The sequence below is a fragment of the Verrucosispora sp. WMMD703 genome, from assembly GCF_049178935.1.
Classification (GTDB): Bacteria; Actinomycetota; Actinomycetes; order Mycobacteriales; family Micromonosporaceae; genus Micromonospora; species Micromonospora sediminimaris.
The window spans coordinates 2,260,772-2,278,465 of the sequence record NZ_JBMHMM010000004.1 but is presented as its reverse complement, the minus strand read 5'-3'; the positions used below and the strand labels follow the sequence as shown (position 1 = coordinate 2,278,465).

The window sequence follows — 17,694 nt, the reverse complement described above, 5'->3', positions numbered from 1 at the left end:
GCCCGATGCACCACGCGAACCACTTCTACGGTCACGCCCACGTGCTGGCCCGCTACGCGGGGCTGGGTGACGGCCACCCGCCCCGGATCAACGGGTACGTCCAGCACGGCTGGAACATCGGCGACGGCCTGGCTCCCGGCCACCCGTACGCCGAGCGCACGCCGAGTCTGCTCTGGTCGGAGCAGACCCGGCGGCGGGCCTGGTCGGTCGGGCGGCGCAACGTCACGGTGATCGGGGCACCCTTCGTCTACCTGCTGGCCATGCGACCGGAGGAGGAATCACCGGCACCCCGGGAGGGCACCATCTGGTACCCGTTCCACGGCTGGGAGGGCCAGCACGTCAAGGGTGACCACAAGGAACTGATCGCCCGCATCCGGGACACCGAACCCGGCCCGGTCACGGTCTGCCTCTACTGGCACGAGCACCGGATGCGTCGGGTGCGCCGGCTCTACGAGAATGCCGGCTTCCGGGTCATCTGCCACGGCTACCGAGGACACTGGTGGAAGGACACCGACCCGCTGTTCCTGGACCGCCAGCTCGCCGAGCTGCGCCGGCACCGCCGGGTCGCGTCCAACCGGTTGACCAGCGCCATCTTCTACGGCATCGCGGCCGGTTGCGAACCGGCGGTGTACGGCGATCCGATGGTGCTTGCCGACGAGGACCCGACCTTCGGCGGCACCGCCCGCATCCGCCGGCAGTGGCCGCAGTTGCACGGCGAACAGGTGCACCTGCCGACCGCCGTCGCGATCGCCCACGCCGAGCTGGGCACCGACCACCGCCACCCGCCAGCCGCGCTGCGGGAGCTGCTGGGGTGGGCGTACCCGCAGGAGGAGACGACGTGACAACCGAGACGGCGTCAGCGGTGGCGCTGCCCGGCGGCGAGATGCTCGCCTGGTCCGACCGGACGGACGAGACCGGCGACGGCGCCCTCGCGGCGCTGGCCGCCCGCCTGGTGCCGGCCGGGGCCCGGGTGCTGCTGGCCGGGCCGCACGGTCCGGCGCTGCTCGACGCGCTGCCCCACGCCCGGATCACCTGCCTGCTGCGCGGCTACCCGGACGCGGCGGTGCTCGCCGACCGGGTGGACCGGGTGCTGGTGGCCGGCCCGCACGGCCTGCCCGCCGGCGAGGAGTACGACGTGGTGATCGCCGGTGCCGGGCTGGACGCGGTCGAGTCGGTCGAGGGTGAGCGGCTCGGCTGGGACGGGCTGCTGGCCCGCCTGGTGGCGGCGGTTCGCCCCGGTGGTGACCTGCTGCTGCGGCTGGACAACCCGCTCGGTGTGCACCGGCTGGTCGCCGCGCAGAGCTGGTACGCCGGCCGGGACGATGCCGAGTGGACCGTCGGTGGGGTGCTCGACGCCGCCCGTCCGGCCAATCTGGCGCAGGCACGCGAACGGTTGGCCGCCGCCGGGATGCGCACCGGCACCTGTTACGCCGGGTATCCGCGTCCCGACCTGACCACCGCGCTGCTGGCCGTCGACGAGCTGGCTCGGCGCACCACAAGTGGGTTGTTCGACGCGGTGCTGCACGCCGCCTGCACCGACGGGTACACCGGCCGGTTCGTCCTCGCCGATCCGGCCCGGCTGGCCGCCGACGCCCTGCACGCCGGGCGCGCCGCCGACCTGGCCCCGTCCTGGCTGGTCCTGGCCCGCCGACCGGCCGCCGAGCCGACCGACCCCGACGAGGAGCCGGTCGGCACCGCCCCCGACCCGGTCGACACCGGCGACGCGGCTCACCGGCTGCCCCGCCTCGACCGGTCGACGCACCCGTCAGCCGAGGTCGGCGGATCCGACCGGCTGCCGGTGGCGTTTGTCGCCGACGCGGCGGCGGGCGGCACCGTCGTGGAGGTGCGGGACGGGCCGCAGGGCTGGCACTGGCACCGCACCGGCATCGCCGTGGCCAACGCCTCGGCCGACGCCGGCCCGGATGCGGTCCACCGCGACCCGGATGGCCCCGAGGGGCCGGTGCCCGACGGGCGTCTGCTGCGCAGCCTGCTGCTCGACGGATGCCTGCGCCGCGACACCGCGCTGCTGCGCCGGCTGCTGCGTGGGTACGCCGGCTGGCTTGACGGCCAGGCCGAGCAGGGACAGCTCGCCGGGGCGGCGGCCCTGGCCGGGGTGGACAACGTGGTCGTCGATGGTGACCGCTGGGCGGTGCTCGACCGGGGCTGGCGGGCCGAGGCACCGTCACCGGTCGACGTGGTGCTGGCCCGGACGTTGTGGCGCTTCGCCGCCGACCTGCTCACCGGCGGGTACGCCCACCCGTGGACGTCCACGCTGGACGTTGCGGGGCTGACCGTGGTGCTCGGTGGGGTCGCCGGACGCGACTTCGACCGGGCCGTCGTCGAGGCCGCGACGCAACCGGCGGCGGCCACGGTCGCACCGGCCGACCCGCCGCCGGGCCCGCGCAGCTACCAGCAACTCCGCGAGGCGTGGTTACGCCAGCGGGAGGAGAACACCCGGCTGACGGCGCTGCTCAAGTGGACCGAGGACCTGCTCACCTCGCGGGAACGTGCGCTGCGTCGGGCCGAGGCGAAGATCAATCTGTTGAGCGGTTCGCTGAGCTACAAGGTCGGGCGCCTGGCCATCACGCCGGCCCGGATGGCCCGGCGCGGCGCCCGCGCCGCCAAGCGCCGGGCCCGCGCCGCCATCTCCTCGAAGCAGGGAGGACAGCAGTGACGGACCGGATCGTCGGCATCGTGCAGGCGCGGATGGGCTCGTCCCGGCTGCCCGGCAAGGTGCTCCGCCCGCTGGCCGGGCGCAGCGTACTCGGCCGGGTGGTCCGGGCCGCCCAGGACAGCGGCGTGCTGGCCGACCTGGTGGTGGCGACCAGCAGCGACAGCAGTGACGACGCGGTCGTCGCCGAGTGTGACCGGCTCGGCGTCGGCTGGCACCGGGGCCCCGTCGATGACGTGCTGACCCGCTTCGTCGGTGCCCTGGACGCCCACCCCGCCGACGCGGTCATGCGGTTCACCGCCGACTGTCCGCTGCTGGACCCGGAGATCGTCAGCCTGGTCGCCTCGGTGTACCGCGCCGTGCCGGGGCTGGACTACGCCAGCACGTCGATCGCCCGTACCCTCCCCCGAGGTCTGGACGTCGAGATCATCCGGGCGGACGCGCTGCGTACCGTCGACCGGCTCGCCACCGACCATCACCGGGTGCACGTGACCTCGTACGCGTACGCGCATCCGGAGCTGTTCCGGGTGCTCGGCGTGACCCTCACCCCGGACCGTTCGCAGCTGCGCCTCACCCTCGACACGGCCCGCGACTGGGATCTGGTCCGCGCGGTGGTCGAGCACTTCGGTGACGTCAGCGTGCCGCTGGCCAAGCTCGCCGACTGGCTCGACGGGCAACCGGCGCTGCGCGCGCTCAACGCCGACGTCCGGCAGAAGCGGTTGGAGGAGCGCTGAGCACGTTACGTGTCGGACTGCGTTGCGACGCCGGGCCGCTGCGCGGTGTCGGGCACCTGGTCCGTTGTCTCGCTCTCGGTGAGGAGTTCCAGGCCCGGGGCGCCACCGTCGAGGTCTTCGGCACCGTCGACGGCGTCGGTTGGGCGGCCGACCAGCTCACCGCCCGGGGTATCGCGTTGCGCCCCGGCCCGGACACCCCGGACGACCTGGTCGCCATGGCCCGCCGACACGACCTGGACGTGCTGGTTCTCGACTCGTACGAGCTGGATCCCGCCGGTGCGGGCGCGCTGCGGGCCGCCGGGGTGCTGACCCTGGCCATCGTCGACGGGGACACCCGGGGCCAGGACGCCGACCTCTATCTCGACCAGAACTTCGCCACCGACCTGGCGGTGCCGGCGGGCAGGCTGCTCGCCGGCAGCGGGTACGCCCTGCTGCGCGAGGGTGTCCTGGCCGCCCGGCCGGCGGCCCCGCGCCCGGCGGTGACGGTGGATCCCCCCTCGGTGCTGGCCTTCTTCGGCGGCACCGACGCGGCCGGCGCGGCGCCGGTGCTCACCGAGGTGCTGCTGTCGACCGGCCGGCCGATGGAACTCACAGTCGTCGTCGGTCGGCCCGAACTGGGCGAGCGGATAGCTGGGCTGACGCCGGGGCCCGGGCAGTCGCTGCTGCCGGTGCCACCCACCGGTACGCTGCCCGCGCTGATCGCCGCGGCGGATCTGGTGGTCAGCGCGGCCGGCACCTCCACCTGGGAACTGTGCTGCCTCGGTGCCCCGTCGGCGCTGGTCTGCGTGGTGGACAACCAGCGCGAGTCGTACCACCGGGTGGTGGCGGCGGGCCTGGCCGCCGGGCTCGGTGAGCTGCCCGTGCTGGCCGGCGACGCTCCGGCGACCCGGGCCGCCACGCGCACCCTGGCAGGGCTGCTCGACGACGGGGCCCGCCGGGCGGAGTTGTCCGCCCGCGCCTGGGCCGCCGTGGACGGGCGCGGACGGGAACGGGTGGTGGACGCGGTACTGGAGGCGCTACGACACGTCGCGGCTGGCGCCCCAGTGCAGTGACAGACCCCGCGCGGCACGGTCGGTGTTGATCTCCATCATGCTGCCGAGGATCGTCGCCCGGTCGGCGACGATGGCGAGGCCGTCCGACGTGTAGGTGGTCCGGTCGCTGATCAGCACGGCAGCGCCGGGAGCGTCGTCCAGGTGTGCCGCCGGCGCCCCGTCGAGGATGCCGGGCCGGATCGTCTCGGTGGCCCGGGCAACCGGGACACCCCGGGTGGCGAGCGCCTCGTACAGCGAGGTGGCGGTGAAGTCCACCTCGCGCAGACCGTCCGCGTGCGAGGCGCGTACCCAGGAGACCTGGTGCACGGCGCGACGGCCGGCGAACGCGCGGACCCGCTCCAGCCGCAGCCCCGAATCGGTCGCGTTGGCCCGCAGCGTGCCGGCGATCCGCGCGGGCAGGCGACGCACCGCGCGGCCGACGACGGCGGTACGCACCTCGTGGCCCTGCTCCCGCAGGTCGTCGGCGAAGCTGCGCAGCGAGCCGAGCCGGTACGCCAGGTGTGGCGGCGTGACGAAGGTGCCCCGGCCGGGTTGCTGCTCGATCAGCCCTTCGTCGCTGAGCTGCCGTAACGCCTGCCGGAGCGTCATCAGCGTGACGCCGTAGGCGGCGCTGAGGTCACGCTGGGAGGGCAGCGCCCCGCCGGGCGGATAGTCGCCGGATCGGATCTTGGCGGCGAGGTCCGCGGCGATGGTGCGGTACCGCGCCGCAGGCGCGTCCTGCCCGGTAGCCATGCCGCCGCCCCGCCTCCTATCCTCCGGCGTCCGCCGCCGTCCGTGCCGGCACGCCGTCCAGCGCCGCGCGCAGCGACCGGACGAATCCGGCGGTCGACGCCGGGTCCGCGCCGTCGAGCAGGCGTCGCATCAGCGCCGCGCCGACGATCACGCCGTCGGCGTCCCGCGCCGCGGCAGCCGCCTGCGCCGGTGTCGAGATACCGAATCCCAAGAATACGGGCCGGTCCGTGACGCCCCGCAGGCGCCGCGCCAGCCCGGCGGCCGAGGCGGCGAGCTGGTCGCGCTCGCCGGTGGTTCCCATCAGGGAGACGGCGTAGACGAAGCCGCGACTGCGTTCGGCGATGTCCCGCAGCCGCCGTGCCGGGGTGGCGGGCGAGGCCAGCAACGCGAGGTCGACGTTCGCGGCCCGCGCGGCCGCACCCGTCGATCCGGCCTCCTCCAGCGGCAGGTCGGGCACGATCAGGCCCTGGACGCCCGCATCGGCGAGGGCCCGGCAGAACCGGTCCGCGCCACGACGCAGGGCGAGGTTGGCGTACGTGCTGACGACGACCGGGACGTCGATCCGACTCCTCGACAGGTCGGCGAGGATGCCGGCGGTGGTGGCACCCCGGCAGAGCGCGACGTCGGACGCCTCCTGAATGGTGACGCCGTCGAGAGTGGGGTCGGAGAAGGGGATGCCGACCTCGATCGCGTCGGCCCCGGCGTCGGCGAGGGCGCGCAGGTGGTCGGTCCAGTCCGGAGTCACTCCCCCGGTGAGGTAGGGCATGAGCAGCTTGCGCCCGCGGTCCCGGCGCAGCCGCAGCCGGGTCTCCAGACTTGTCATTCCGCCTCCCCGTCACCCAGGTACGTCATCAGCGTCGCGATGTCCTTGTCGCCGCGCCCGGAGAGCGTGACGAGCACGCTGCTGCCGGTGGGGAGTTCGGTGGTGCCGGCGGCGCGGATGACCCAGGCGAGCGCGTGCGCCGACTCGATCGCCGGGACGATGCCCTCGGCGCGGGCCAGCCGGACCGCCGCCGCCAGCGCCTCCTCGTCGGTGGCGGTGACGTATTCGGCCCGACCGAGATCGCGCAGGTGGGCGTGCTCCGGCCCGACTCCGGGATAGTCCAGGCCCGCCGCCACGGAGCGCGCCTCGCGGATCTGACCCTGCTCGTCCTGAAGGAACAGCGACTGGAATCCGTGCAGCACGCCGATCTCACCCCGCGCCGCGCCGGCACCGCCCGCCGCCTCGACCCCCACCAGACGTGCCGAGGTGTCGACGAAGCCGGCGAAGGTGCCGGCGGCGTTGGAACCACCACCGACGCAGGCGACGACATGCTCCGGCGTGCCGGCCGGCAACTGCTCGGCGCACTGGTGTCGTGCCTCCTGGCCGATGACCGCCTGTAGCTGGCGAACCATCCACGGGTACGGGTGCGGACCGATCACCGAGCCGACGCAGTAGTAGGCCTCCTCGGTAACGCTCACCCAGTGGCGCATCGCCTCGCTGGTGGCGTCCTTGAGGGTCCGGCTGCCCGACCGCACCGGTACGACCTGTGCGCCGAGCAGCCGCATCCGGAACACGTTGTGTGCCTGCCGCTCGACGTCCCGCTCGCCCATGAAGACCGTCACCGGCAGGCCCAGCAGGGCACCGGCGGTGGCGGTGGCGACGCCGTGCATTCCCGCGCCGGTCTCGGCGAGCAGCCGCCGCTTGCCCATCCGGCGCGCCAGCAATGCCTGCCCCAACACGTTATTGATCTTGTGGGAGCCGGTGTGCGCCAGATCCTCCCGCTTGAGCAGCACCGTCACACCGAGTTCGGTCGACAGCCGCAGGGCCGGGGTCAGCGGCGTCGGTCGGCCCGCGTACCTCGACAGCAGCCACGCCAGATCGGCCCGGAAGCCCGCATCCGCCCACGCCTCGGCGAAGGCCACCTCGACCTCTTCGCAGGCGGGTATCAGCGGCTCGGGTACGAACCGGCCACCGTGGCGCCCGAATCGGCCGGCCTCGGGCGCGGCGGTCGGGTCGCGCAGTGCCAGAGCCTCCATGACCACTCCCAACTGTTCTATAACTCTCTCGTGGAGTTATAGAACAGTTGCCGGCCACACGCAACCCCCGGCTCACCGACTCGGTAGCACTGGTGTACTAAATCCCTGCTAGGCTGCGGGGCATGTCGCAGACCGCGTACCAGCCGTCGATGCTGGAGGTCACCGACGCCGCGCCCGCCCTCGGCCCGCTGGCCGGGCGACCGCGCCGGCACCCGCTGAGCCGGGGCGCCTGGGTCGACCACCTGCCCGGCTGGGTGCGCGGCTCCGACCAGGTGCTCGACGTGCTGCTGCGCGAGGTGCCGTGGCGGGCCGAACGACGCACCATGTACGACACCGAGGTCGACGTGCCCCGGCTGCTCAGCTGGTACGGCGCTGGCCGACCGCTGCCGCACCCGGTGCTGACCGCCGCCCGCGCGGCGCTGACCCGCCACTACGCCGACGAGTTGGGCGAGCCGTTCGTCACCGCCGGCATGTGCCTCTACCGCGACGGCCGGGACAGCGTCGCCTGGCACGGCGACACCCAGGGCCGCTCCGCCCACACCGACACCATGGTCGCCATCGTCTCCTTCGGCTCGCCGCGTCAGCTTCTGCTGCGCCCCCGCGGCGGCGGCACCAGCCTGCGCTTTCCGCTCGGCCACGGCGACCTGGTGGTGATGGGCGGTTCCTGCCAGCGCACCTGGGAACACGCGATACCGAAGACCGCCCGCCCGGTCGGCCCCCGGGTCAGCGTCCAGTTCCGCCCGGCCGGCGTCGCCTGACCCACGCCGAGCAGGCACCATCCGTGGCCGGTCCGCCAGCCGGTGGCCGGCGCGTCGGAGTCCCCGGGGCTCGACCGGGGACTCCGACCATCGGCTTAGAACTGCGCGAAGAACCGCCACACCTCGCCCTTGGTCCAGGTCCTGGCGCCGCTGTCGCCGCCGCCGTCGACCGGGCCGGGGGTGTGACCACCGTCGAACGCGCCCCACTGCACCGGATAGCCGGCGCGGCATCCCGAGTAGACGGTGGTGATGTGCGTCCGGCTGCCCGCCGCCGGCTCCGGCGGGTTCTGCGCGGTGCAGCCGTTGTTACGGACGAACCTGTCCCGCAACGACCGCCCGCTGGTGATGTTGTCGGAGATGCCGTGGATGCCGAAGTACGCGATCGGCTGGGTACCGCCGCTGCACCCGCTCAGCTCCCGGGGAGCGCCGTAGACCGCGACGGCCCGGAAGACGTTCGCGCGGGCACAGGCGAGGGCGTAGCTCATCGCCCCGCCGTAGCTGAACCCGAGGGCGAAGCGCTGCGTCGTGTTGACGCACAGGTCGCTCTCGATCCGGCGGATCATGTCGTCGACGAAGGTGACGTCCTCACCGCCGGAGTTGGCCCAGCCGTTGCCGATGCCCTGGGGCGCGACCAGAATTGCGCTGTTGTTCGACTGTTCCTGCTGCCCGTAGTAGGCCCAGGCAGCCCCGTCGGCTCCGCCGTAGGCGACGTCGCCCGCAGTGCCGCCCCACCAGTGGAACGCGAACATCAACCGGTAGCGGGTGTTGCTGTTGTAGTTGGCCGGCAGGCGCAGGATGAAGCTACGACTCTGGCCGCCGCTCTGGATGGTGTGCGTGCCGTTGCCCAGCGTCGGCGTCCGGCCGCACCCCGCGCCCGGCTCACCGGTCGGTGGTGGCGACGTGGGGCCGCCCCCGTCGACCCGGGCCAGTTGCCACTGCTGGTTGCTGCCGTTCCAGTCGGCGTACTGCACGATGTTCGCGCCGTCCGCCGTGGAGGCACCCTGCACCTCGACGACCTTGTTGCTGTGCCGACTGACCAACCGGACAAGACCACCATCGGAGTCGGCCAACCGGAACTGCTGATTGGTGCCGTTGTGATCCGACCACTGCACGATCGCCGCACCGTCGGCGGTCGACGCATTCGACACGTCCAGAACCTTGCCCGAGTGCCGGGACTTCAACCGATAGAAGCCACCGCCGGAGTCCACGAACTGCCACTGCTGGTTCGCGCCGTCGTTACGGGTCCACTGGCTGATCCGCGCACCGTCATTGGTCGCCAAACCATACACGTCCAACGCCTTGCCACTGTTGCGATTGACCAGCACATACCAGGCGTTCGGGTCGACCGTCGCCGCCGCCGCGGGCGCCGCGTTGACCGCGACGAGGCCGCCGGCCACCAGGACCGCCGCACCGACCGCCGCCACGACCGACCGTCGTCGACGCCTGGGAGGAGAGGCGGGACGAACCTCACCAATCATTGATCCACTCCTTCGACTAGGACCACGCGCAGTCGGGAAGGGACGCGCGTTGTCGCAGGCACCGACGTTGTGGATGGTGGTGTCGACACGTCGGGCCGCCAGCGAGCAAGCCCAACGTATCGTCGTAATACGTCATACGTCAATGACAGGCGTCGATGGATGCGCGCGTGCCGGACGGTGGTCTCCGGCACGCGCCGTCGAGGAGCAGGCAGCTACTCGCGGTCGATCTGGTGACCCACCACGGCTGGACCGAGCATGACGGCGAAGCCGGACCCGTCGCGGCGCGGGTCGGCCGCCGGCAGCTCCACCGCCTCACCGTTGGCCGTCGAGCCCACCGGTCGGGGACCGACCCAACCGACCACCACGTCGGTCTCACCCTTGAGGAAACGATGGGCACGCACCCCGGCGGTCGCCCGCCCCTTCGCCGGGTACGCCGACAACGGCGTCACCTTGACCGTCGCACCGGTCGAGGTGACCACCATCGGCTCACCGTGCTCCGGATCGTCGGTGCGGACCGCGCCGAAGAACACCACCCGCGCCCCGGACGACAGGGCGATCCCGGCCATCCCGCCGCCCTTGAGCCCCTGCGGGCGGATAGTCCCGGCGGGGAACCGCAGCAGCGAGGCCGCACTGGTCAGGAAGGCGAGCGTCTCGGCGCCGTCGACCAGCCAGGTCGCCCCGACCACCTCGTCGCCGTCCCGCAGCCCGATCACCTCGAACTCGTCGGATCGCACCGGCCAGTCCGGGGCGCAGACCTTCACCACGCCCTGCCGGGTACCGAGTGCCAGGCCCGGCGACCCCTCCGCGGCAGCGCCGAGCGGTGCCAGGCCGACCACTGTCTCCCCCGGCTCCAGCGGCACCAGCTCGGCGGCCGACATTCCGCCCCGCAGCGACACCGTGCCGGCCTGCTCCGGCAACACCGGCAGCGGCAGCACGTCCACCTTGAACGCCCGGCCGGCACTGGTCACCAGCAACACCCGCCCCCGGGCGGTGGAGTGCACCACGGCGCGTACCGCGTCGTGCTTGACCCGGCCGTGCCGGCGACGCCCCTCGGCGGCCTCCTCCGACTCGGCCGCGGTGCGGGCCACCAACCCGGTCGCCGACAGGATGACCTGGCACGGGTCGTCGGCCACCTCCAACGGCCCGGCCGGCGCGGACGCGGCCAGCACCTCCTTGAGGTCACCGTCGACGAGCGTCGTGCGCCGGGGCGCGGCGAACTGCTTGACCACGGCGGCCAACTCGTCGGAGACGACCTTCTTCAGCACGTTCTCGTCGTCGAGGATGGTGGACAGCTCGGCGATCTCGGCCCGCAGCTTCTGCTGCTCGGCCTCCAGCTCCAGCCGGTCGTACTTCGTCAACCGGCGCAGCGGAGTGTCCAGGATGTAGTTGGCCTGGATCTCCGAGAGCTTGAACTGGCGCATCAGGCCGCTCCGGGCCGCCTGGGCGTCCTCGCTGCCCCGGATCAGCTTCACCACCTTGTCGATGTCGAGCAGCGCGATCAGCAGGCCGTCGACCAGATGCAGCCGCTCCTCCCGCCTGCGCTTGCGGTACGCGCTGCGCCGGGTCACCACCTCGTAGCGGTGGGCCAGGAACACCTCAAGCAGTTCCTTGAGCCCCAAGGTGCGCGGCTGCCCGTCGACGAGCACCAGGTTGTTGACGCCGAAGGACTGCTCCAGCGGGGTCAACCGGTAGAGGTCGGCGAGCAGCGCCTGCGGGTTCACGCCGACCTTGCACTCGATGACCAACCGGGTGCCGCTCTCGCGGTCGGTGAGGTCCTTGACGTCGGCGATCCCGGTCAGCCGCTTGGTCTTGGTCACCTCGTTGGTGATGGCGGCGATGACCTTCTCCGCGCCGACGCCGTACGGCAACTCGACCACGGTGATGGCCTGCCGCCCCCGGCTGCCCTCCAGCGGCCCGATCTCCACCTTGCCGCGCATCCGCACCACGCCACGGCCGGTCTCGTACGCCCGGCGCACCTCGTCCAGGCCGAGCAGCATGCCGCCGGTGGGCAGGTCGGGACCGGGAACGAACTCCATCAGCTTGTCGAGGGTGGCGTTCGGGTGCCGGATCAGCCAGCGGGCCGCCGCGACGACCTCGCCCAGATTGTGCGGGATCATGTTGGTCGCCATCCCGACCGCGATCCCGGCAGCGCCGTTGACCAGCAGGTTCGGAAAGGCGGCCGGCAGCACGGTGGGCTGGGTCAGTGAGCCGTCGTAGTTGGGCTCGACGTCGACGGTGTCCTCGCCCAACTCACCGACGAGCAGCATCGCCTCCCGCGACATCCGGGCCTCGGTGTAACGCGCCGCTGCCGGACCATCGTCCGGGGATCCAAAATTTCCATGCCCGTCGATGAGTGGCGCGTTGAGTGAGAAGTCCTGCGCCAGCCGGACCATCGCGTCGTAGATCGCGGTGTCGCCGTGCGGATGGTACTTACCCATTGCGTCGCCGACGATCCGGGCGGACTTGACGTGCGCCCGGTCCGGGCGGTGGCCCTGCTCGTACATCGACCAGAGGATGCGCCGGTGCACCGGCTTGAGGCCGTCGCGCGCGTCGGGCAGGGCCCGGGAGTGGATGACCGAGAAGGCGTACTCCAGGTAGGAGTCGGACACCTCCGTGGTCAGCGGGTTGTCGATGATCCGCGCGCCGGCCTGGTCGAACGCGGAATGGTCGACCTTCGTCTCCTTGCGGCGTGCCATGGCTCAGCTTTCCTTCCGAGAGACGCGGTGGTCAGGCGTCGATGGCGTCACGGTCGACCCGGTCGGCGGAGTCGATCAGCCAGTTGCGGCGCGGCTCGACCTTCTCCCCCATCAGCAGTTCGAGGATCCGCTCGGCGGCCTCGACATCGTCCAGGGTGATCCGGCGTACCGCGCGGGTGGCCGGGTTCATCGTGGTCTCCCACAACTCGTCGGCGTCCATCTCGCCGAGACCCTTGAACCGGGGCACCGGGGTGACGATCTGCTTGCCGGCCTTCTCGAACCGGCGCACCGTCGACTCCATCTCCGCCTGGGTGTAGGTGTAGACGGTCTCCGGGTTGCGCCCCCTGGTCGTGATCTTGTGCAGGGGCGGCATGGCGGCGTAGAGCCGGCCCGCCTCGATCAGCGGTCGCATGTACCGGGCGAAGAGGGTGATCAGCAGTGTCCGGATGTGCGCGCCGTCGACATCGGCGTCGGCCATGATGAGGACCCGGCCGTAGCGCAGCGCGGACAGGTCGAAGGTGCGCCCCGAGCCGGCGCCGAGCACCTGCACGATCGCCGCGCACTCGGCGTTGTCGAGCACCTGCTGAAGGCTGGCCTTCTGCACGTTGAGGATCTTGCCCCGGATCGGAAGAAGCGCCTGATACTCCGCGGAACGGGCAAGCCGCCCTGTCCCGAGGGCGGAGTCCCCTTCCACGATGAACAGCTCACTCCTGTCGATGCCCGAGGCGCGGCAGTCGACGAGTTTGGCGGGCATGGCCGCGCCTTCGAGGGCGGTCTTGCGGCGGGCCGCGTCCTTCTGCTGCTTCTGGGTGAGGCGTACCCGGGACGCGTCGACGATCTTCTGAAGGACCGTACGCGCCTCGGTGCGCGTCTTGCGGTCGTCCAGCCAGGACTTGATGTGCTGCTCCACCAGGCCCTGCACGACCTTGGTGATGCCGGCGGTGGAGAGCTCGTCCTTGGTCTGCGAGGTGAACTGCGGCTCGGGCACCCGGACGTGCACCACAGCCGTCATGCCCTCCAGGACGTCGTCCAGCGTGGGCGCGTCCTCCTTGGCCTTGAGCAGGCCCCGGGTGTTGCGCACGGCGTCGGCGAGCGTACGCGCCAATGCCCGCTCGAAGCCCTTGCGGTGGGTGCCGCCGTGGGCGTTGCGAATGGTGTTGGTGAAGCACTCGACAGTGCGTTCGTAGCCGGTGCCCCAGCGGAAGGCGATCTCGACCTCGGCCCGGCGCTGCACGTTGGACTGCATGACGCCGTTGGCGTCGGCGGCGTTCTCCCGGTACGTCCCCTCGCCGGTGACCAGCAGGGTGCCGGAGACCGGCCGGTCGCCGGCCGGTGCCAGGAACTCCACCATGTCGGTGAGGCCGTTGGGGTAGTGGAAGCGCTCCTCGGTGGGCTCCTCCGTGGTGTGGTCGCGCAGCGTGTAGCCGACACCGGGGACCAGGAAGGCGGTGTGCCGCAGTTTGGCCCGCACCGCGTCGTGGTCGAGCGTGGCACCGGTCTCGAAGTAGCGGGGGTCGTGCCAGTAACGGATCGAGGTGCCGGTGCGCTGGCCACGCTTGACGGCGCCGACGACCTGGAGTCCGGGGCCGGGGGTGAACGGCGCGTCGGGGCCGTCGCCGTCGAAGATGCCGGGCACGCCGTGTCGGAACGACATGGTGTGCACCTTGCCGCCCCGGCGGACGGTGACGTCGAAGCGGCGGGACAGGGCGTTGACCGCCGAGGCGCCCACGCCGTGCAGGCCGCCGGAGGTCTTGTAGCCGGAGCCGCCGAACTTGCCGCCGGCGTGCAGGCGGGTGAGCACCAGCTCGACACCGGAGATGCCGGAGCGGGCGTGCACGTCGGTGGGGATGCCTCGGCCGTTGTCGTCGACCTGGACCGAGCCGTCGGCGTGCAGGACGACCTCGACGGCGGTGGCGTGGCCGGCGACGCCCTCGTCGGTCGAGTTGTCGAGGATCTCGTTGACGAGGTGACCCACGCCACGGCTGTCGGTGGAGCCGATGTACATGCCGGGCCGCTTACGGACGGCGTCCAGCCCCTCAAGGTGCGTGAGGTCGTCGGCCCCATACAGGGTGTCAGGCTCTGCGGTCAACTGGTCGTACTCCCCGGTCTCGGCGATGTGTTCCCCCGCGCCGTCGGCGGTCGGCCCGGCGCGGGCACGCCGCAGCGAGCGTAGCCGTACGCCCCGACAACCTGTGCGGACACCCGCCCGGCACGCCGTGGGCCGCTGCTGGCGGACCTGCTGCGGTCAACGTCCCGGCTGCCGGTCTTATGCCCGGCGGCGGTGCTCGACGTCAGCCACGGGAGCCTCCCTGACCCCGCTGGACCCGCTCGTCACAGATGTTTCCCGCTGTTGACGTTCGTCACACCTGCGTGATCTCATCACCGCACCAGAGGATCTTTCATATTTCTATGAACGGATGGGGATGCCGATGTCCGCGTTGCGTCGTACCGCCGCCGCGATGGCCCTGGCCGTCACCGCAGCGACCCTCTCCACCGCCGTCGCGGCCCCCGCCGCCTCGGCCGCACCACCCACCGCGGCGGTGGCTCTCGGCGACAGCTTCATCAGCGGCGAGGGCGCCGGCTCCTACCAGCCGGTGGTCGACGCGACCGGCGTGGCGCGGAGTTTCCCCGGGTGGACAGCACCCAACAGCGACGCCTTCTTCTGTCACCGGTCGGCCAACGCCTCACTGCACAAGGCGACGCTGCCCGGCATCCAGAACCGGTTCAATCTCGCCTGCTCCGGCGGCCAGCCGCACGACATCGCCGCCGCCTCGTCGGCCCGGACGAACGGCCGCCAGGTCGCCGCCCAACTCGACCAGCTCCGCGCGGTCGCCCAGACCCACGACATCGACCTGGTCCTGATCGGGCTCGGCTCGAACAACAGCTCGTTCACCTTCGGCGGGGTCGCCGAGAAGTGTGCCAACCGGTTCATCGCCGACGCCTGGACCGGCTGGTGGGAGTTCTGGGCGTACCTCAACGGGCCGGTCGAGCAGAAGCCGTGTACGGACGCCGACCTGGCCACCGCCGCCCAGATCACCGCCGCGACGGCGGAGACCACCGCGGCCGTACGCCAGATCCTGACCACCCTGCGCGAGGTGGACGCCGACGGCCAGCACCGGGTGGTGTTGCAGGACTACACCAACCCGTTGCCGCTGGACCTGGCCCCCACGTACCACTCCGAGGACAACCGGGACGACACCCGGGACAAGTTCCGCGCGCTGGGCGCCGAGCGGTACGCGGCCGGTTGCCCGATCCACCGGGCCAGCCTCGCTCCCGGCCACCGGTTCTCACAGGGTCTCGGCACCATCGTGCGCTCCGCCCGGGACACCCTGGCCGCCGAGTTCGCCAGCGCCGACCTGGTCTACCTCAACGTGCAGCGGGCCTTCGACGGCGCCCGGCTCTGCGAGAACACGAACAGCCCGGCCGGCACCCTGGCCACCCCGATCCGGCTGATGGACAGCCCGCCCAACGGCACCTTCGTGACCAGCCTCTCCGGCAAGGACAAGATCGCCATCCAGCGGATCGCCAACACCTGTGTGAGCTACTTCCAGACCTGTCAGGAGTCGTGGCACCCGAATGCGGCCGGGCACCAGGTGCTGGGCCAGTGCCTCTCCGGCGCGGCCACCACCGCCGCCCGCTCGGTCGCCTGCGTACGCGGCTCGAACGGCACGATAAGCGTTTCCTGACCGGCTCGGTACCGCCCGGACCCGCGAGGTCCGGGCGGTACCCGTTGCTCACGATGCCGGGGGTGTCGGGCCGAGGGCGAGCAGCACCGACCCGGTCGGCCCGTCGACCAGATCGCCGAGGCTGACCCCGTCGAGAACGGTGAGGAACGCCTCCTGCGCCCGACGCAGTTCGGCCCGCAGCCGGCAGGCCGACCGCAGTGGACAGGCCGGTGCCTCGCAGTCGACCACCTCGCCGTCGCCCTCGAACGCCCGAACCACCTGCCCGACGGTGTAGGCCGCACCTTCGGCGGCGAAGGCCACCCCGCCGAAGCGACCCCGGATGGTCACCAGCACGCCGAGGCGCTGCAGTCGCTGCACCACCTTGGCCACGTGGTTGCGGGGCAGCGCCAGCCGCTCGGCCAACTCGTCCACCGTCGTCCGGCGGCCGGTAGCCGCAGCGTGCATGGCGATCCGTAGTGCCATGTCGGTGGATCTGTTGAGCTTCACGTACCGACCCTAGGCTGTGGCGGCTCGATGCCACGGTCGGCTGACTCCCCGGTGTGACCTGTACGACCGTCGATCCGGGACCTTCGACCCTAAAACAGGTATCTGCAAATCCTGTTTTGTGTGGGGGTCCGAACGGTCGAACCAGAAGGAGAACATCGTGCTCACGCAGTCCTCAGCAGCGGTGGTGTCGGCGACCCTGCCCGCGGTACGCGCGCACGGCGAGGCCATCACGCGGCGGTTCTACCAGCGGATGTTCGAGGCTCATCCGGAGTTGCTCGACCTGTTCAACCGGGGCAATCAGGCAAGCGGGGCGCAGCAGGCCGCCCTGGCCGCCGCGGTGGTCGCCTACGCCGAGCACCTGACCGGTGCGAGCACCGTGCCCTGGGGACCGATTCTGGACCGGATCGCCCACAAGCACGCGTCGCTGGGCATCACCCCCTCCCAGTACACGCTGGTGGGTCGCAACCTGCTCGCTGCCGTCGGTGAGGTGCTCGGCGATGCGGTGACGCCGCCGGTCGCCGCCGCCTGGGACGAGGTCTACTGGCTGTTGGCCTGCGAGCTGGTCGCCCGGGAGGCCCGGCTCTACGCGGCCGCCGGGCTGGCCGAGGGCGAGTCGGTGTGGCGGCCGTGGCGCGTGACCGCCCGCCGGCAGGAGACCGGCGACGTGGTGTCGTTCACCCTGGCACCCGCGGACGGCAGGGCCGCGCCCACGTTCATCCCCGGCCAGTACACCTCGGTCGCGGTCGACCTCGACGGCGGTCGTGGTCAGCAGATCCGGCAGTACAGCCTCACCGGCCGCCCAGGGGCCACCGACTGGCGGATCGCCGTCAAGCGGCTACGCGGGCTCGACGGCGCACCAGACGGCCTGGTCTCGACCTTCCTGCACGAGCACGTGGGCGTCGGTGACACGCTGCGACTCAGCCCGCCCTTCGGCGAGGTCAGCGCGGTGGCCGGAGACGGGCCGCTGCTGCTGGTGAGCGCCGGTATCGGGCTGACCCCGGCAATGGCCGCGCTGGAGCATCTGGCGGTCACCGCACCACGACGACCGGTGGTGCTGGTGCACGCCGATCGAGCCGGCGCGACGCACGCCCTACGCGGTGACCTGCCGCGCCTGCATGCCGCGCTGCCCAACCTGCACACCACGCTATGGTACGAGGACACCAGCGACGCGACGCCGCGCGATCTCACCGCCACGGTGAGCGGTGGCCGGGTCGATCCGGAGCTGATCCCGCTCACGCCCGACGCCCACGTGCACCTGTGCGGCCCGCTGCCGTTCATGAACCTGGTCCGGAGCGGTCTGCTGCGTCGCGGCGTACCGGTGGAGCGGATCGCCTACGAGGTCTTCGGCCCGGGCATGCTGCGCGGCGAGCCACGGTGACGCC

At 72.1% G+C, this 17,694-nt stretch carries 14 protein-coding genes; 7 read left to right on the top strand and 7 right to left on the bottom strand.

Annotated elements, in window-relative coordinates:
* The first annotated feature begins 5 nt into the window (after positions 1-5).
* From ACN26Z_RS11000 to ACN26Z_RS10985, 4 genes are read left to right on the top strand one after another with little or no spacing between them, the layout of a single operon-like run.
* A complete protein-coding gene (locus ACN26Z_RS11000) occupies positions 6-842 on the top strand; it encodes a hypothetical protein (RefSeq protein WP_421460992.1) in 837 nt (278 codons plus the stop codon).
* Entirely contained in the window at positions 839-2,674 is a 1,836-nt protein-coding gene (locus ACN26Z_RS10995) for a class I SAM-dependent methyltransferase (RefSeq protein ID WP_421460989.1), read from the top strand. Before ACN26Z_RS11000 ends, ACN26Z_RS10995 begins: the two co-directional genes overlap by 4 nt.
* Positions 2,671-3,405: a glycosyltransferase family protein gene (locus tag ACN26Z_RS10990; RefSeq protein ID WP_282239319.1), complete on the top strand. Its 735-nt coding sequence runs from the start codon at positions 2,671-2,673 to the stop codon at positions 3,403-3,405. The genes ACN26Z_RS10995 and ACN26Z_RS10990 overlap by 4 nt, the downstream gene beginning before the upstream one ends.
* Complete coding sequence (locus ACN26Z_RS10985; protein ID WP_421464612.1) at positions 3,402-4,457, top strand: PseG/SpsG family protein; 1,056 nt, start codon at positions 3,402-3,404, stop codon at positions 4,455-4,457. Before ACN26Z_RS10990 ends, ACN26Z_RS10985 begins: the two co-directional genes overlap by 4 nt.
* On the opposite strand, the gene ACN26Z_RS10980 is transcribed toward ACN26Z_RS10985, so the two are convergent.
* The 3 genes from ACN26Z_RS10980 to trpB are packed head-to-tail and all read right to left on the bottom strand — an operon-like array spanning position 4,422 to position 7,208.
* Complete coding sequence (locus ACN26Z_RS10980; protein WP_421460988.1) at positions 4,422-5,189, bottom strand: GntR family transcriptional regulator; 768 nt, start codon at positions 5,187-5,189, stop codon at positions 4,422-4,424. The genes ACN26Z_RS10985 and ACN26Z_RS10980 overlap by 36 nt on opposite strands.
* 16 nt (positions 5,190-5,205) lie before the next feature.
* Positions 5,206-6,012 (bottom strand): tryptophan synthase subunit alpha, encoded by an 807-nt coding sequence (trpA, locus tag ACN26Z_RS10975; RefSeq protein ID WP_421460985.1) that lies wholly within the window; start codon positions 6,010-6,012, stop codon positions 5,206-5,208.
* On the bottom strand, positions 6,009-7,208 hold the full coding sequence (gene trpB, locus ACN26Z_RS10970; protein ID WP_282239322.1) for a tryptophan synthase subunit beta: 1,200 nt from the start codon (positions 7,206-7,208) through the stop codon (positions 6,009-6,011). Before trpB ends, trpA begins: the two co-directional genes overlap by 4 nt.
* Positions 7,209-7,330: 122 nt before the next feature.
* On the opposite strand from trpB, the gene ACN26Z_RS10965 reads away from it, so the two are divergent.
* Positions 7,331-7,966 carry an alpha-ketoglutarate-dependent dioxygenase AlkB gene (locus ACN26Z_RS10965; protein ID WP_421460983.1) on the top strand — a complete coding sequence of 212 codons (636 nt, stop codon included), beginning with the start codon at positions 7,331-7,333 and terminating at the stop codon, positions 7,964-7,966.
* 95 nt (positions 7,967-8,061) lie between these two features.
* On the opposite strand, the gene ACN26Z_RS10960 is transcribed toward ACN26Z_RS10965, so the two are convergent.
* The 3 genes from ACN26Z_RS10960 to ACN26Z_RS10950 all read right to left on the bottom strand — a co-directional run bounded on the left by ACN26Z_RS10960 (position 8,062) and on the right by ACN26Z_RS10950 (position 14,229).
* Positions 8,062-9,444 carry an RICIN domain-containing protein gene (locus tag ACN26Z_RS10960; protein ID WP_282239324.1) on the bottom strand — a complete coding sequence of 461 codons (1,383 nt, stop codon included), beginning with the start codon at positions 9,442-9,444 and terminating at the stop codon, positions 8,062-8,064.
* Between the two features lie 212 nt (positions 9,445-9,656).
* Entirely contained in the window at positions 9,657-12,140 is a 2,484-nt protein-coding gene (locus ACN26Z_RS10955; protein ID WP_421460981.1) for a DNA gyrase/topoisomerase IV subunit A, read from the bottom strand.
* 31 nt (positions 12,141-12,171) lie between these two features.
* Positions 12,172-14,229, bottom strand: coding sequence for a DNA gyrase/topoisomerase IV subunit B (locus ACN26Z_RS10950; RefSeq protein ID WP_421460980.1), 2,058 nt, complete (start codon positions 14,227-14,229; stop codon positions 12,172-12,174).
* A 340-nt stretch (positions 14,230-14,569) separates the two neighbouring features.
* Here ACN26Z_RS10950 and ACN26Z_RS10945 point away from each other — a divergent pair, with 340 nt between their 5' ends.
* On the top strand, positions 14,570-15,826 hold the full coding sequence (locus ACN26Z_RS10945; RefSeq protein WP_282240566.1) for a hypothetical protein: 1,257 nt from the start codon (positions 14,570-14,572) through the stop codon (positions 15,824-15,826).
* A gap of 48 nt (positions 15,827-15,874) precedes the next feature.
* Here ACN26Z_RS10945 and ACN26Z_RS10940 read toward each other — a convergent pair whose 3' ends face one another.
* Positions 15,875-16,312: an RrF2 family transcriptional regulator gene (locus tag ACN26Z_RS10940; RefSeq protein WP_421460978.1), complete on the bottom strand. Its 438-nt coding sequence runs from the start codon at positions 16,310-16,312 to the stop codon at positions 15,875-15,877.
* Between the two features lie 118 nt (positions 16,313-16,430).
* On the opposite strand from ACN26Z_RS10940, the gene ACN26Z_RS10935 reads away from it, so the two are divergent.
* The gene (locus ACN26Z_RS10935) at positions 16,431-17,690 is read left to right on the top strand and encodes a globin domain-containing protein (protein WP_421460977.1); all 1,260 of its coding nucleotides are present in this window, start codon (positions 16,431-16,433) and stop codon (positions 17,688-17,690) included.
* The last annotated feature ends 4 nt before the right edge of the window (positions 17,691-17,694 follow it).